Source organism: Leisingera aquaemixtae (assembly GCF_001458395.1).
In the GTDB taxonomy this organism is placed as follows: Bacteria; Pseudomonadota; Alphaproteobacteria; order Rhodobacterales; family Rhodobacteraceae; genus Leisingera; species Leisingera aquaemixtae.
In genome coordinates this window covers 85199-100581 of the sequence record NZ_CYSR01000030.1, presented here as the reverse complement: position 1 = coordinate 100581, position 15383 = coordinate 85199, and the positions used below count along the sequence as shown (strand labels likewise).

Sequence of the window (15383 nt, the reverse complement as noted above, 5' to 3'; positions counted from 1 at the left end):
GTCTTTTCGCTCTTTGGCAGTTTTGTTGCCTCTTTGTTCTCATTTTTACCGGCACCTGTAAAGAACTTTTTGAGAACATTTGCGAACAGACTGGAACATCCACGGAGAACACGCGCAGGGGCGCGACTTAACCCACTGAAATCAAACGGATCGCCTGATCCTGCTTCATCAGCCACAACAGCACCCGCGCCGCCTTGCCGCGGGGGCTCTCCAGTTTCGGGTCGGCTGCCAGCAGCGCCCGCGCGTCGCTTTGCGCCACTTCCATCAGCCCGGCCTGGCGCTCCAGGTCGGCAATCCGGAACCGCGGCAGGCCGGATTGCGCGGTGCCAATCATGTCGCCGGCCCCGCGCATCTGCAGATCGGTCTCCGAGATCCTGAAGCCGTCCTCGGTTTCGCGCAGAACCTCCAGCCGCTTGCGCCCGCCCTCGGTCAGCGGCGGCTGATACATCAGCAGGCATGTGGATTCAGCGCTGCCGCGCCCGACCCGTCCGCGCAGCTGGTGCAGCTGGGCGAGGCCAAAGATCTCCGCCCTCTCGATCACCATGATCGAGGCATTGGGCACGTTCACCCCCACCTCGATCACCGTTGTGGCGACCAGAACCTTGGTCTTGCCCTCCTGGAACGCCGCCATCGCGGCATCTTTCTCGGCGGGCGGCATCTGGCCATGCACCAGGCCGGCGATCCCCTCGCCCAGAACCGCGCGCAGATGCTTGAAGCGTTCCTCCGCCGCGGTCAGATCGCTCAGCTCCGACTCATCGACCAGCGGGCAGACCCAGTAGCACTGCCGCCCCTCCGCAATCGCTTTGCGCAGGTGATCGACCACCTCTTGCATCCGTTCGGTGCTGATAACGGCCGTCTTGACCGGTTTGCGCCCGGGCGGTTTCTCATCCAGCACTGAAACATCCATGTCGCCGTATTGCGCCAGCGCCAGCGACCGCGGGATCGGCGTCGCGGTCATCACCAGCACATCGGCGCCCTTGCCCTTTTCCGCCAGCTCCATCCGCTGGCGCACGCCAAAGCGGTGCTGCTCATCGACAATCGCCAGCCGAAGGTCGCGGAATGCGACATCCTGCTGGAACACCGCATGGGTGCCAACCAGAATATGGATATCGCCGCGCTTCAGCGCCGCCAGCTTGGCCTTGCGCTCAGCCCCCTTGTCGCGGCCCGTCAGGATTTCGATCACCACGCCGGCGGTTTCGGCCAGCGGCGCAAGCCCGTCCAAATGCTGCTGCGCCAGAATGCCGGTCGGCGCCATCATCACCCCCTGCCCGCCCGCTTCAACGGCAACCAGCAACGCCATGAAAGCAACCAGGGTTTTCCCCGCCCCCACATCCCCCTGCAAGAGCCTGTTCATGCGCTTGGGCGAGGCCATGTCAGCGGAGATTTCCGCGATCGCCCGCGCCTGCGCGTTGGTGGGCCTGTACGGCAGCGCCTTCAGAACACGCGATTGCAGCCGCCCGGTGGCATGGCTTTCGATGCCGCGGGATTTTCGCTCCGTCTGGCGGGCCAGGGCCAGGGTCAGCTGATGCGAAAACAGCTCATCATAGGCCAGCCGCGCCCGGACCGGAGATTGCGGGCTGAGATCGTCCGGGCCCTGCGGCGCATGGGCAGACTGCAGCGCGTCGTGCCAGGCAGGCCAGTTCTCCCGCAGCACCTGCGCCGGGTCGATCCAATCCTCCAGTTCCGGCATCCGCGACAGCGCGCTTTGCGCAGCCTTGTACATGGTTTTCTGCGAGACGCCGTGGGTCAGGCTGTAGACCGGCTCATAGTCCGGGATCTCATGCGCCTCTTCCACCGGCAGCATGTGATCGGGATGCACCATCTGGGCCAGGCCATCGAACAGCTCCAGCTTGCCCGAGACCACCCGGCGCGCGCCCTCCGGCAGCTGCGCCTCCAGATAGCGGCTGCGGCCGTGGAAGAAGACCAGCTGAAACTCGGTCTCCGCGTCCTGCACATGGATGCGGTAAGCGCCACCGCGGCTGCGCGCCGGGCGGTGGCGGCCAATGGTGACTTCAACTGTCACCACGGCGGGCAGGTCCACCCCGCGGATGGTATCGCGGCGCCGCCGGTCCACCACCGAATAAGGCAGAGAAAACAAAAGGTCCCGCGGCGTTTCTATATCAATCTGCGTCAGGTTTTGCGCGGTTTTCGGGCCGACACCCTGCAGGGTCTCGACACTGGCAAACAGCGGAAACAGGATCTCCGGACGACCGCTCATGCCCCTGCGATCAGCTCCAGCCAGCCGTCTTCATCGAGCGTCTTAATCCCCAGTTCCGCCGCCTTCTTGGCCTTGGAGCCTGCCCCGGGACCGGCCACCAGAATATCGGTCTTCTTGGACACAGAGCCAGAGACCTTGGCCCCCAGCGCCTCGGCCCGGGCCTTGGCCTCGGCCCGGGTCATCTTCTCCAATGTGCCGGTGAAGACGACGGTTTTGCCTGCCACCGGGCTGTCCGCGGCCGGCGCATCGGGCGGCACGATCGTCAGCTTCGCCACCAGCCGGTCGATGGCCGCGCGCTCCTCCGGGTTGGCAAAGGCGTCCGACAGCGACAGGCCCAGCACCGCGCCGATGCCGTCGACCCCGATCAGATCCGCCCAGGCAGCAGCGGCCTCGGCCGGTACCTTGCAGGCGGCAATGGCGGCCGCCCGGGTTTCAGAGATGCGGGCCCGGCGCCCCTCCTCCGCGGCGGCCTGGCGTTCGGCCTCTTCCGCTTCATCCGCGGCCCGGTGCGCCAGGGCTGCCGGGCGGGCCGCGTCAATCGCGGCCGCCATGCCCTGCCAGTCCCGGTAGTGCAGCGCCAGATCGCGGCCCGCCACCTCGCCCGCATGGCGGATGCCAAGGGCGAAGATCAGCTTGGCCAGCGGGATCGTGCGCTTTTCCTCAATCGCGGCAAACAGGTTGTCGGCGGATTTCTCGCCCCAGCCTTCGCGGTTCTTGAGCTGCTGCAGGCCGGAGCCGTAATTTGCTTGCAGATCAAAGATATCCGCGGGCTCTTTGATCCATCCGTCACTGTGGAACTGCTCCACCTGCTTGGCGCCCAGTCCTTCGATATCAAAGGCCGCGCGGGAGACGAAATGCTTGAGCTTTTCCACCGCCTGCGCCGGGCAAATCAGGCCGCCGGAACAGCGGCGCACGGCATCGCCTTCCTCCCGTTCCGCCGGGCTGCCGCATTCCGGGCAGGTGTGCGGGAACTGGTATGGTTCGGCGTCTTCCGGGCGCTTGGACAGGTCCACATCGGCCACCTTCGGGATCACATCGCCCGCGCGGTAGATCTGCACCCAGTCGCCCATGCGGATGTCCTTGCCGCCGCGGATCTCCTCGCCCTTGGAATCGCGGCCCTGGATGTAGTCCTCGTTATGAAGCGTCGCGTTTGAGACCACCACGCCGCCGACAGTCACCGGGGTGAGCCGTGCAACCGGGCTGAGCGCCCCTGTGCGGCCGACCTGAATGTCGATGAATTCCAGCCAGGTCCAGGCGAGTTCCGCCGGGAACTTATGCGCAATGGCCCAGCGGGGCGTGGTGGAGCGGAACCCCAGCCGCCCCTGCAGCGCCAGATCGTTGACCTTGTAGACAACGCCGTCGATGTCATAGCCCAGAGTCGCGCGCTGCTCCTCGATGCTGCGGTAATGATCAATCATATCCGCAACGCTGGTGCACAGACGGGTCAGAGGGTTGGTCTGGAACCCGAGCGATTGCAGCCGTTCGATCGCCTCCATCTGCGTTTCTGCCAAAGGCGCGCTCAGCTCGCCCCAGCTGTAGGCGAAGAAGCGCAAAGGCCGCGCGCGAGTGATTTCCGCATCCAGCTGCCGCAGCGAGCCTGCGGCGGCATTGCGCGGGTTGGCAAAGATCTTGCCGCCGCGCTCCGCATGGCGGGCGTTCAGCGCTTCGAAATCGGCGTGGCTCATATAGACTTCGCCGCGCACTTCCAGCACCTCCGGCGCGCCGGTCAGCTCTTGCGGAATATCGGTAATGGTCCGCGCGTTGGCGGTCACGTTTTCGCCCACACTGCCATCGCCGCGGGTGGCGGCCTGAACCAGCTTGCCCTGTTCATAGCGCAAAGACAGCGACAACCCGTCAATCTTGGGCTCCGCCGTGTAGCCTAGCGCGGCCTCACCGCCCAGGCCCAGGTATTTGCGGACACTGCGGTCAAAATCGGTGACGTCCTCATCCGCAAAGGCATTGCCCAGCGACAGCATCCGCACCGCATGGGTGATCTTGCTGAACCCAGACGCAGCCGGCGCGCCAACCGCGTCCAGATGGGTGGCCGCATCGGCAAGTTCGGGATAGGCCTCTGCCAGCGCCCGGTAGCGCCGTTTCAGCGAATCATATTCGGCGTCGCTGATCTCCGGCGCATCCGCCTGGTGATAGGCCAGATCCGCCGCCCGCAGTTGACCCTCCAGCGCCAGAAATTCTGCCCGGGCGTCCTCTGCCGTCAGGCCGGTCACGTCTTTTTCCGAATTCTCTGCCACGCGCGGTCCCTCTTCGTTCTCCCTTCAGGTGATAAGGCTCCGCGCGCGCCGCGTCCAGCGCCTCTGTCAGAGCAGCCCGCGCTGCCGGCAGACATGAAAAAAGCCCGCCAAACGGCAGGCCTTTACAACCGGGGGCACAGGTTTATGTGCCGTCCGGATTTTCATTCTTTCAAGCGCCGACAGCCATCCGATGGCCGCCGGGCATTTGATCCTCCTGCGGATCGCGCAGCACATAGCCACGGCCCCAGACGGTTTCGATATAGTTTTCGCCGCCGGTCGCGTTGCTAAGTTTCTTGCGCAACTTGCAGATGAAAACGTCGATGATTTTCAGTTCCGGCTCATCCATGCCGCCATAGAGATGGTTGAGGAACATTTCCTTGGTCAGCGTGGTGCCCTTGCGCAAGGAAAGCAGCTCCAGCATCTGGTATTCCTTGCCGGTCAGATGCACCGCCTTGCCATCGGCCTCGACCGTTTTGGCATCCAGGTTGACCGAGATCTTGCCGGTCTTGATGATCGACTGCGAGTGCCCCTTGGACCGGCGGATGATCGCATGGATCCTCGCCACCAATTCCTCGCGGTGGAACGGCTTGGTCAGATAGTCGTCCGCGCCGAAGCCGAACCCCTTGATTTTGTTGTCGGTATCATCCGCACCGGACAAAATCAGAATGGGCGTTTCGATGCGGGACATGCGCAGCTGGCGCAGTACCTCATGGCCGTTCATATCGGGCAGCCCCAGATCCAGCAGGATCAGGTCGTAATCATAGAGCTTGGCCAGATCGATCCCCTCCTCGCCCAGATCCGTCGAATAGACGTTCAGATTGGCGTGGGTCAGCATCAGTTCGATGCTTTTTGCCGTGGTCGGATCATCCTCAACCAAAAGAATGCGCATATTATATTCTCCGCCTGTACACTGTTTCCCTCAGGTCTCGTTAACCTTGGTGGAAAAAAGTTAATGGCCCGTTACCATGATGGTTAATTTACGAATTCAACTCAAGGGCGGCCCCAGCTATTTTGCGTCCGGATTGCGGAATTTCTTCAACCGTGTTGTTTTCAGCGCTTCTTCTCCGTGGTCGGCCACGGCGGCAACCCAGCTGCGGAACTCCTCCTCGCTCAGCCCGTAGCGGCGCATCGCCTCCGTCTGCGGCAGCAGACCGTAGAGCACGCCGCGCACAACCGCAGCCTTGCGCGAGGCGACCCAGCGCTTGGTCGTTTCCGGCGGCAAATCCGCCCGGGTCATGATGGTTCCGTCCGGCAGGGTGACTGCCCGCGGGCCGTCGACTTTCTTCAAAAACATCCGTCTTCCCTTTGAAGATCTTTTTCGTTTTGGTCTGGCAAAAGAATTTCCGATCAGGCTTAACGGGCCGTGAACCACACCCCTTGAGAGTCGTTAGGATTTTCCTATATTCTGCGGCGCCTGCCCCCTTGCCTTCAGGAGCTGCCCCATGGCGCTGGACCACAACACCACCTTGAACTCGCTCGGCTTTGCCAAACCGCCCTCGGAGACCCGGGTGGTAGTGGCCATGTCCGGCGGCGTCGACAGCTCTGTTGTGGCGGCATATCTGGCCGATCAGGGCTATGATGTGGTCGGCGTGACGCTGCAGCTTTATGACCACGGAGCGGCGCTGGCCAAGAAGGGTGCCTGCTGCGCAGGAATCGATATCCACGATGCGCGCCGGGTCGCCGAGGAGCGCGGCTTCCCGCATTACGTGCTGGATTATGAGAACATTTTTAAGGATGCGGTGATTGACGAGTTCGCCGACAGCTATCTGGCGGGCGCGACCCCGGTGCCCTGCATCCGCTGCAACGAGCGGGTGAAGTTCAAGGACCTGTTGGAAACCGCCAAGGATCTGGAGGCCGACTGCATGGCCACCGGCCATTACATCCAGCGCAAGATGGGTCCGAACGGGCCGGAGCTGCACAGCGCCGAGGATGCCAACCGCGATCAGAGCTATTTCCTGTTCTCCACCACACCGGAGCAGCTGGATTACCTGCGCTTTCCGCTCGGGCACCTGCCATCCAAGGACGCAACGCGCGAGATGGCGGCGCAGTACGGGCTGGCGGTGGCGGACAAGCCCGACAGCCAGGACATCTGCTTTGTGCCGGATGGCAACTATGCCTCGGTGATCGAGAAACTGCGCCCGGGTGCTGCAGAGCCGGGAGAGATCGTGCATTCCGACGGAAGGGTTCTGGGCAGCCACGAGGGCGTCATCCACTACACCATCGGCCAGCGCCGCGGCCTTGGCATCGGCGGGCTGTCCGAGCCGCTTTATGTGGTGAAGCTCGACGTGGACAAGAAACAGGTGGTGGTCGGCCCCAAGGAGCTGCTGGCCACCCGCACCATCCCGGTGCGCGAAATCAACTGGCTGGGTGATGAGCCCTTCACCAGCCGGGACGAATGGCACCTGAAGGTCAAGGTCCGCTCCACCCGCCCCCCGCGGGAGGCGATCATCCGGCCGCTGACGGACACAACTGCCGAGGTGGAACTGCTGACCCCCGAAGAAGGCATCTCCCCCGGCCAGGCCTGCGTGTTCTACGCCAGCGAGGGCAGCCGCATCTTCGGCGGCGGCTGGATCTGGCGCGGTTACTGAGCCGCCACGCCCGCAACTCCGGGTGAAGGGAGGCGCAGCCTCCGCGCGGCACACGCGGCTTGCCCTTGACGCGGCAGCTTCAAGCCATAATCGGATAGGCGCCTGAGGGCAGACCTGCCCTTAGGGGCTTCTCAGGAAAATAAGATCCAACGCCACTTTTCTGCCTGACCGTAAGAGTTCTGCTGGACCGGCGCGGCAAGCTCCGCGCGGGGGCGCCAGCGCCCGCGCCACCAAAAGCCGCGCGCCGGAGGCTCTGCATCCGGCGCGCTTTTGCCTCAGTTCTTGGGTAAGCGGTCCAGAACAGCCTGCGCGGCCCGCAGCCCGGGGGCCTCGCCGCCTTGGCCCAGGCGCTGCATGGTCAGTTCCATTGCTTCCAGCTGCGCGCCCGGGTCTGCCGCCAGCGCGTTCAGCCGGGCCGCAATGTTCTCCGGCGTGCAGTCCGGCCCCAGGCATTCCGGCACCACCCGGGTCTCGCTCACCAGGTTGACCAGCGTCACCGTGTCGATCAGCGCCATGCGCTTCATGATCTGCCAGGTCAGCCACTGGAACTTATAGGCGATCACCATCGGGGTGCGGACGGCGGCCAGCTCCAGCGAGACCGTTCCGGAAGCCGCCAGAGCCAGGTCCGCCGCGGCAAAGGCGGCGCGCTTGTGGGCTTTGGCTGTGGCGGTGTCAAATTCGTTCGGATCGACGAGAACCGTTCCCTTTGGCCAGCTTTGCACGGCATCGCGCACCAGCCCGGCCACCGGTGCTGCGGCGGGCACGACGATCCGGAAATCAGGGTGCTGCGCCGTGAAGCGGTGCAGCGCGCCGCCGAAATCCGGCGCCAGCCGCGCGACTTCGGACCGCCGCGAGCCGGGCAGCGCCAGCACAAAGGGCGACTCGCCCAGATCGAATTCTTCCCGGAATGCAGCGATCTCCGCACCGGTGGCCTGCGGTTCGGCAACCACCGGGTGGCCAACGAAATCGCAGGCCATGCCTGCGGCTTCCATGTAAGGCGGCTCAAACGGCAACAGCGCCAGCACATGGTCGATCACTTCCGCCATCTTCCCGGCCCGCTTGGGCCGCCAGGCCCAGACCGAGGGTGCCACATAGTGGACCGTGCGGATGCTGCTTTGCTCCTTGACCAGCCGCGCGACGCGCAAGCTGAAGTCCGGGCTGTCGATTGTGATCAGAACATCCGGCTTTGTCTCAAGGACGGCCTCCGCGGTTTCCCGGATCCGGCGTTTCAGGTGACGGTATTTGGGCAGAACCTCTGCCAGCCCCATCACCGACAGCTCGTCCATCGCAAAGCGCGAGACCAGCCCCTGCTCCGCCATCAGCGCCCCGCCGATGCCGTCGAAGCTGACGCCAGGCGCCAGCCTTTTCAGCCCCGCCATCAACGCCCCGCCCAGCCGGTCGCCCGAAGGCTCCCCGGCCAGGATGAACACCCGCAGGCTCATGCCTCACGCAACCACAGGTACAGGCCCAGCCGGTCGCAGGCCGCAATCACCGCATCCTGATCCAGCACGATGACGCCGCCCGCCTCCAGCACGATGCCGGAAAGGCCCGCCCTGGCGGCAGCTTCCACGGTTTCGACGCCGATGGTTGGCAGATCGGCCCGCCGGTCCTGCGCGGGCTTGGGCGCCTTGAACAGCAGCCCGCCCTGGCCGTCCGGGCGCTGCGCCAGCGCGGCCAGCATCCAGTCGGTGCCAAAGACATTCTCCACCGCGATCGCCTGCCGCTTGCGCACGGCGCAGGACTGGCCGATGTCAGCGGCGGACATTGCGGCCACGATCTGCGCGCCGCGGTCCGCATCTGCCTTGTCCAGTTCGCCCGGCTGAACCTTTGTCGGCACACCAGCCGCCATCAGCAGATCGGGTGCCACTTCATGCGCGGCCCGCACGGCAAAGCCTGCCTGCTCGAAAATCCCGATGATCGCCCGCAAGGCGCTATCATCGCCAGAGGCCAGCGCCCGTTGCAGCACCGGTACCAGCGGCAGGGTGGCCGCATCAATTGCAGAAGGGTCGATATTCGGGCGCTGCACCGCGCCTGCCATGCAGATTTCGGTGACCTCCGCAGCCTTGAGCCGTTCAAGAAAAGACCCCAGCTGTTCGAACCGGAAGGTAATCTCAGGATCGACCGAATCCGGTTCCGACCCTGCCATCGCACAGATCAGCGGACGGCCCGGAACCCGCGCCGCCACTTCGCCCGGCAAGCCGCCGGTGCCTGCAATCAAAGCCAGCATGGCATCAGCCTCCCGGGGTCAGGAAGGAGCGGTCGCTGTCACCGGTGATGAAGGCAACGATTTCCTGCACGTAAGCGCTCTCGGTTTCCTCACCCAACCTCTTTGCGCGCTCCTGAAAGGTGCCTTCGCCCTGGGCCAGCATCTGGAAAGCCGCGCGCAGGGCAGTGATATCGCTGCGGGCGACGCCGCGGCGTTTGAGGCCGACCAGGTTCAGCCCGTCCAGTTCACCGCGCTGAGCCTGCACCAGGCCATAGGGAATCACGTCGTTTGTCACCATGGTGACGGCGCCGATGATCGCGCCCTTGCCGATCCGCACCCACTGGTGAATGCCGGACAGGCCGCCGATGATCACATCGTCCTCCAGCACGCAATGACCCGCCACCGCGGCAGAGTTCACCACGATCACCCGGTCGCCGACCTGGGCGTCATGGGCAATGTGGCAGCCCGCCATGAACAGGCCGTCGTCGCCGATGCGGGTCACGCCGCCGCCGCCCTCGGTGCCGGCATTCACCGTCACATGCTCGCGGAAGCGGTTGCGCTTGCCGATCACGGTCTTGCACTTCTCGCCCTTGAACTTCAGGTCCTGCGGGATTTCGCCCAGCACGGCAAAGGGGAAGACCACCGTCTCGTCCCCGATCTCGGTGTCGCCGGTGACGACAACATGGGACTTCAGAACAACCCGGTCCCCCAGAACCACATCGGGGCCAACCACGCAGAACGGGCCGATCTCGCAGTCCTCTCCAAGTTTGGCGCCCTGTTCGATCACGGCACTGGGGTGAATCCGGCTCATGCTTATCCGTCCTTCTGCACGTCGACCATCGCCGAGAATTCGGCCTCGGCCGCCACTTCGCCATCGACGGTGGCACGGCCGGAGAACTTGAAGATCTTGCCGCCCGGCTTGCCGCGCAGGGTCTCCACATGCATTTCCAGCACATCGCCCGGCACCACCTTGCGGCGGAATTTGCACTTGTCGATGTTCATGAAATAGATCAGCAGATTGGTGTCGACCATATCCATGCCAACCCCCAGCATGACGCCCGCAGTCTGCGCCATCGCCTCGACGATGGTGACGCCCGGCATGATCGGCGTGCCCGGGAAATGGCCCTGGAAGTGCGGCTCGTTCATGGTGACATTCTTGATGCCGCGGGCCGATTTGTAGCTGTCGATATCGACCACCTTGTCGACCAGCAGGAACGGGTAACGGTGCGGCAGGATCCGCTGGATCAGGTGAATGTCAGCGCTTTGCAGCTCGGTGATCATGCTTGGTTTCCCATATTCTTCAAATGTGCTGCGCCGTCCCTAGCAAGCAGGCGGCGTTTGGGCAAGTTCGCCGGCTCAGCGATCGCCATCCTCTTGCGCCGCACCATCCCCCAGCACCGCATCGACCCGGGCGATTGCCAGGCTGGTGATGTCGGCGGCATCCGCGCTCAGGAACACCGAGGCGTGATCGAGAATTGCGCCGGCCCCGGTCTCTCGCAGGATCTGCTGCAGCACCGGCAGCGAGGCGCTGATGAACTCGCGCCGGGCCTCTTCGCCCATCTGCGTGATTTCGCGCAGTTTCTGCTCCTGACGGCGGCGGGTGTCCTGCACTTTCTGATCAAAGGCATCGGCCAGCGCGCGGAACGCCTGCGGCTCCATCCCGCTGCGGCGCTCCGTCAGCTCCAGTTCCTCGCGGCGCAGTTCGGCCTCAATCCGGCGGTTTTCGGCGGTCAGCACCGCGCCTTCCGCCTCCATCTCCCGCTCAACCCGCTGGCCAAAGGCGCTTTCGGAGAACAGCCGCTCAGGCTGAATGGTGAGGATGCCGCTTTGCGGCAGCCCCAACTGGTAACCGCGCCCCTGTCCCGGCGCCGGCTGCGCGGTGTCCTGCGCAATAGCGGGAGCAGCCCCGAAACAGGCCAGCGCCACGGCAAAACCGCGCGCTGCCCAACCGCCGGGAGCCTGCTGCCGCACCAGATCAGAACCTCGCCTGCAGGGTCAGGTCGAAGGCCTGCTCCTCGTCAAAGTCCTCTTTCTTGAGGGCTTTGGAGAAGTTGAACCGCAGCGGGCCAAAGCCGGTGGTCCACAAGAGCGAGAAGCCGACTACGTGACGGAAGGACCTGTCACGTCCCACGATTCCGTTTCCGGAGTTCAGCCCTGCCGTGTTGACATTCTGCAGCCCCCAAAGGCCGCCGACGTCATAGAACAGGCCGCCGCGCAGACCCAGTTCTTCCGGCAGGCCCAGCGGGAACTCCGCATCGAAGCGCGCCACCGCATAATAGTTGCCGCCGAGGAAATCATTATAATTTCCCCCATTCGGGTTTCCGTCAGTCTGATCCCGCGGCCCGATACCGCCAGGTTCAAAGCCCCGCATCACAGAGGGGGTCAGAACGAAACGGTCAATCGTGCGGCTGTTGCCGCCGCCTTCCCATTGGAACGCCCCTGCTTCAAGGGTTGCGCGGATCGTGACTTCCTCATTCCAGATCCGGCGCTGCGCGACAAGCTTGGTGGTCGCCTTGATATACTCAGAGTCGCCGCCAAGCCCGGCGTAGTCGGCACCGATTTCGACCAGGAAGCCTGCATTGGGGTCAAGGCCGGTCAGACGGCTGTCATAGCGGTAGGTGACCCCGAAAGCGCTGGCAGTCTGTTCGCCCTGCGCGATTTCGCTACGGATGACCGGGCCAGCCAGATTCTGGTTGGTGTCATCATCATCGAACAGCATCTCGTCCGAGTCCCAGGTGTAGCGGACCTGCAGCGACGAATCCTCGCCCGTGTTGAAGGTCAGCGCCGGGCGGAAGAAGACGCGTTTGGTCTTGTACTCCGAGAAGCTGGAATCGGTTTCGTTCAGCCCCAGGTCCAGGTCGAACTTCAGCTCCCGCCCCAGCAGATAGGGTTCGGTGAAGCCCAGGACGTAGGAGTCCGATTCCGTCGCCGTCGCGATATTGAACGACAGCCGCTGTCCGCGGCCCAGGAAGTTGTTTTCGGTCAGACCGACGCTGACCCCGAAACCATCGGTAACCGAGTAGGCGCCGCCGAGGTTCAGCGAACCGGTCGGCTGTTCCTCGACGTCCACGTCGACAATGACCTGATCCGAAGAGCTGCCCTCGCGGGTCTCGACATCGGCATTGGCAAAGTAGCCCAGAGCCCGGATCCGCTCGGCGCTGTTGCGGATCGAGCGCGGGTTGAACGGGTCGCCTTCGACAGACCGGAACTGCTGGCGGACCACCCGGTCGAGCGTGGTGGTGTTGCCTTCGATGTCGATCCGCTCAACGAAGACCCGCGGCCCGCGGGTCAGCACGAATTCGATATCCAGGGTCAGGTTCCGTTCGTTGCGGGTAACCCGCGGTTCGACCCGCAGAAAGTCGATCTCGTTGCGGACGGCCAGACCTTCCATCCGGTCGATCGCGTTTTCGACCAGGGTCGGCGAATAGACCACACCGGGACGGATTTTCAGGGTGGACTGGAACAGGTCGGCGTCGGCTTCCGGCATTTCGCTGGTCACCGTGATGTTGCCGAAGCGGAACTGCTGGCCCTCGGTCACATCCACCACCAGGAACACCGCGTCACGCTCCTGCGTGACTTCGGCGTTGGCGCTGTTGACGCGGAAATCCACATAGCCGCGCGACAGGTAGAAATCACGCAGAACCTGCTTGTCGAATTCCAGACGGTCTTCGATCAGGGTGTCAGAGCGGATGAAGGTGCGCAGCAGACCGGCCTGCTTGGTTTCCAGAATCCGCCGCAGTCGGCGGTCGGAATAGACCCGGTTGCCGGTGAACGACACGCGCTCCACCTCGATGGTTTCGCCTTCGGAAATCTCGAACACCAGGTCGACGCGGTTATTGCTGCGGCGGATGATGCGCGGGGTCACGCGGGAGGCCAGACGGCCCTGCACGCTGTAGGCTTCGGCAATCAGCGCCGCATCGCGCTCTGCCTGCGAGGGGCTGAACACCCGGCGCGGTGCGGACTCGATGATGTCGCTCAGCGCGTCGTCCTTGAGGCGGCGGTTGCCCTCGAAACTGATCTGGTTGATGGTCGGGAACTCGGTGACCTTGATCACCAGCGTGCTGCCGCGCGGCACGATTTCCACTGTTTCAAATACGCCACTGTCAAGAATGCGCTGGTAAGCATCGTTCAGCTCGCCTGCGCTGACCGTCTGGCCGCGCTCGATGCCGGTATAGGCGACAACAGTGGAGGTCTGAATCCGCTGATTGCCCTCCACCTGCACCGAATTGAAGCGGTAGCTTTGCGCCTCCGCCGGCAGCGGCGCCAGGGCGTAACCCAGCGCAACTGCCAGAGAAATGGCAGAAACTTTCCGGTACAAGATATTGATGCCCGACTTACGCTCACCACAGGACTTGCCTGTAACTTTCCCCCAAACCATCTTTTTTACAACCCGATTATTATAGCAGCTTTGGCAAGTGCGTACCGGGTTTGAAAGCGCTTGTCAAAACTATCGGGGCGCATTCTGGCGGCAACCGGCGCGGCGGGCTTGCGCGCCGGTTGCGGGAATCACAACGTGGCGAGCCAGGTGCCTGCGGTCAGCGCGCCAACGATGGCAAATCCGGTCAGCGCCCGGTCCCAGTTCAGCCGCATCAGCAGGCCAAGGCCGCGGTAAGAGTGCGAGAGTGTCTGCATCGGTCATCCCCCAGTTTACGTTTGCGTCTCCGCGCGGCAGCGCTGTCGCAGCCTGCGCGGATTGATAAATCGTTAACGGGGGAATGTGGCGGCAGTTGGGCGGCACTGTGGCCGCCCCTTGGCGCTGCTGCCTGCCCGCTCAGCAGAACAGGTCGTTGCCAAGCGCGAACACCATCAGCGACAGCACGATGGCAATGCCAAGCGACATCAGCACCCGCACCGCCCGGTCGCTGGGCGGACGGCCCGCCACGGCCTCATAGGCGTAAAACATCAGGTGGCCGCCATCCAGCGCCGGCACCGGGAACAGGTTCAACAGCCCCACCGCGGTGGACAGCACCGCAATGAAGCGGATGAAGCTTTCCGCGCCCTGGCTGGCCATCGCGCCCGAGGTTTCGGCAATGCCGATCGGCCCGGACAGGTTGCAGGTGCTGATGGCGCCGGTGATCATGTGCTTCAGACCCGACAGGGACGTGCCGACCACGGCCCAGACCTGGTAAGCGCCCGCCGCCAGCGACTCGCCCAGCCCGGCCTTGTCGGTGGCCGGCTCAAACGCCAGCCCGCCAATAATGCCGATCCGCCAGCGGGTGGCAAAACCGCCGTCGGGCAGCGGCTCATCCGTGCGCCGCGGCGCCAGGGCCATCTCGACCGTTTCGCCGTCGCGCAGCACATCCAGCACCAGCACCTTGCCGTCCGCCGCTTCGACAAGCTCCTTCAGCTGATCAAAAGACACCAGCGATGTGCCGTCCACCGAGACGATCAGGTCATCCGGCTGCAGCCCGGCATCCGAAGCCGCGCTGCGCGGCACCACGCCGCGCACATACGGGGGGTACAGATACGGGCCGCTGACGCTGAGCTCCGCGCCGTCGCGGCGCACCTGATAGTCCAGCGGTTGCTGCTGCGGCAGTGCCGTGCGGAAATCTTCCCAGGCTTCGGTGTCCAGATAGCTCGGCACCGGCAGGCCGCCTGCGGAGATCAGCTCATCCCCCTGCTGCAGACCGTTTTCAACACCGGCCAGCGGCGCCATGTCCCCGACGGTCAGCGGATCGCGCATCACCCCCTGCGACATCGCCACGGCGGCAAAGATGATGGCCGACATCACGAAGTTGAACAAAGGGCCGGCCGCAACCGTTGCCGAGCGGGCCCACAGGGGCGCACCATGCATGGTCCGGCGCAGCGCCGCCGGGTCCTCGGCGGCCGCCTGCATCGCCTCGGCATCCTTGCCAGAGGCCGCATCGGCATCGCCCAGAAACTTCACATAGCCGCCAAAAGGCAGCGCCGCGATCTGCCAGCGGGTGCCGTGCCTGTCCACCCGGCTCCAAAGCACCGGGCCGAACCCGAGGGAGAACACTTCTGCGTGAATGCCCGACCAGCGGCCGACGATGTAGTGGCCGTACTCATGCACAGCCACAATCACCGACAGCGCGACGACAAAGCTGGCGATCGTATAAAGAAAACCGCCAAACTGCGGGACAAAAGCCAAAATGTCCAAA

Annotated in this window: 13 protein-coding genes; 1 reads left to right on the top strand and 12 read right to left on the bottom strand. The window is 64.2% G+C overall.

The window, feature by feature from the left end; all coding sequences use genetic code 11:
• Nucleotides 1–127: 127 nt before the first annotated feature.
• From recG to sciP, 4 genes are all read right to left on the bottom strand, one after another.
• Nucleotides 128–2218 carry an ATP-dependent DNA helicase RecG gene (gene recG / locus PHA8399_RS14080; protein WP_058286758.1) on the bottom strand — a complete coding sequence of 697 codons (2091 nt, stop codon included), beginning with the start codon at nucleotides 2216–2218 and terminating at the stop codon, nucleotides 128–130.
• The gene (ligA, locus tag PHA8399_RS14075) at nucleotides 2215–4434 is read right to left on the bottom strand and encodes an NAD-dependent DNA ligase LigA (protein ID WP_145977060.1); all 2220 of its coding nucleotides are present in this window, start codon (nucleotides 4432–4434) and stop codon (nucleotides 2215–2217) included. The genes recG and ligA overlap by 4 nt, the downstream gene beginning before the upstream one ends.
• A gap of 202 nt (nucleotides 4435–4636) precedes the next feature.
• Nucleotides 4637–5356 carry a response regulator transcription factor CtrA gene (gene ctrA / locus PHA8399_RS14070; RefSeq protein WP_058286756.1) on the bottom strand — a complete coding sequence of 240 codons (720 nt, stop codon included), beginning with the start codon at nucleotides 5354–5356 and terminating at the stop codon, nucleotides 4637–4639.
• A gap of 117 nt (nucleotides 5357–5473) precedes the next feature.
• Nucleotides 5474–5761, bottom strand: coding sequence for a CtrA inhibitor SciP (gene sciP / locus PHA8399_RS14065; protein WP_008557698.1), 288 nt, complete (start codon nucleotides 5759–5761; stop codon nucleotides 5474–5476).
• A gap of 148 nt (nucleotides 5762–5909) precedes the next feature.
• Between sciP and mnmA the strand changes: the two genes are divergently transcribed.
• Entirely contained in the window at nucleotides 5910–7055 is a 1146-nt protein-coding gene (gene mnmA / locus PHA8399_RS14060; RefSeq protein ID WP_058286755.1) for a tRNA 2-thiouridine(34) synthase MnmA, read from the top strand.
• Between the two features lie 275 nt (nucleotides 7056–7330).
• Here the strand turns inward: mnmA and lpxB are convergent, their stop codons facing one another.
• From lpxB to rseP, 8 genes are all read right to left on the bottom strand, one after another.
• Nucleotides 7331–8497, bottom strand: coding sequence for a lipid-A-disaccharide synthase (lpxB, locus tag PHA8399_RS14055; protein WP_058286754.1), 1167 nt, complete (start codon nucleotides 8495–8497; stop codon nucleotides 7331–7333).
• Nucleotides 8494–9282: an LpxI family protein gene (locus tag PHA8399_RS14050; protein ID WP_058286753.1), complete on the bottom strand. Its 789-nt coding sequence runs from the start codon at nucleotides 9280–9282 to the stop codon at nucleotides 8494–8496. Before PHA8399_RS14050 ends, lpxB begins: the two co-directional genes overlap by 4 nt.
• Nucleotides 9283–9286: 4 nt before the next feature.
• Nucleotides 9287–10072, bottom strand: coding sequence for an acyl-ACP--UDP-N-acetylglucosamine O-acyltransferase (gene lpxA, locus PHA8399_RS14045; protein ID WP_058286752.1), 786 nt, complete (start codon nucleotides 10070–10072; stop codon nucleotides 9287–9289).
• A 2-nt stretch (nucleotides 10073–10074) separates the two neighbouring features.
• Nucleotides 10075–10542, bottom strand: a complete 468-nt coding sequence (gene fabZ, locus PHA8399_RS14040) for a 3-hydroxyacyl-ACP dehydratase FabZ (RefSeq protein WP_058286751.1) — start codon at nucleotides 10540–10542, stop codon at nucleotides 10075–10077.
• 75 nt (nucleotides 10543–10617) lie between these two features.
• The gene (locus tag PHA8399_RS14035; protein ID WP_439330524.1) at nucleotides 10618–11232 is read right to left on the bottom strand and encodes an OmpH/Skp family outer membrane protein; all 615 of its coding nucleotides are present in this window, start codon (nucleotides 11230–11232) and stop codon (nucleotides 10618–10620) included.
• 4 nt (nucleotides 11233–11236) lie between these two features.
• Complete coding sequence (gene bamA, locus PHA8399_RS14030; RefSeq protein ID WP_058286750.1) at nucleotides 11237–13639, bottom strand: outer membrane protein assembly factor BamA; 2403 nt, start codon at nucleotides 13637–13639, stop codon at nucleotides 11237–11239.
• A 128-nt stretch (nucleotides 13640–13767) separates the two neighbouring features.
• On the bottom strand, nucleotides 13768–13893 hold the full coding sequence (locus tag PHA8399_RS22885) for a hypothetical protein (protein ID WP_259937689.1): 126 nt from the start codon (nucleotides 13891–13893) through the stop codon (nucleotides 13768–13770).
• A gap of 139 nt (nucleotides 13894–14032) precedes the next feature.
• Nucleotides 14033–15382, bottom strand: coding sequence for an RIP metalloprotease RseP (gene rseP / locus PHA8399_RS14025; RefSeq protein ID WP_058286749.1), 1350 nt, complete (start codon nucleotides 15380–15382; stop codon nucleotides 14033–14035).
• Nucleotide 15383: the final 1 nt, after the last annotated feature.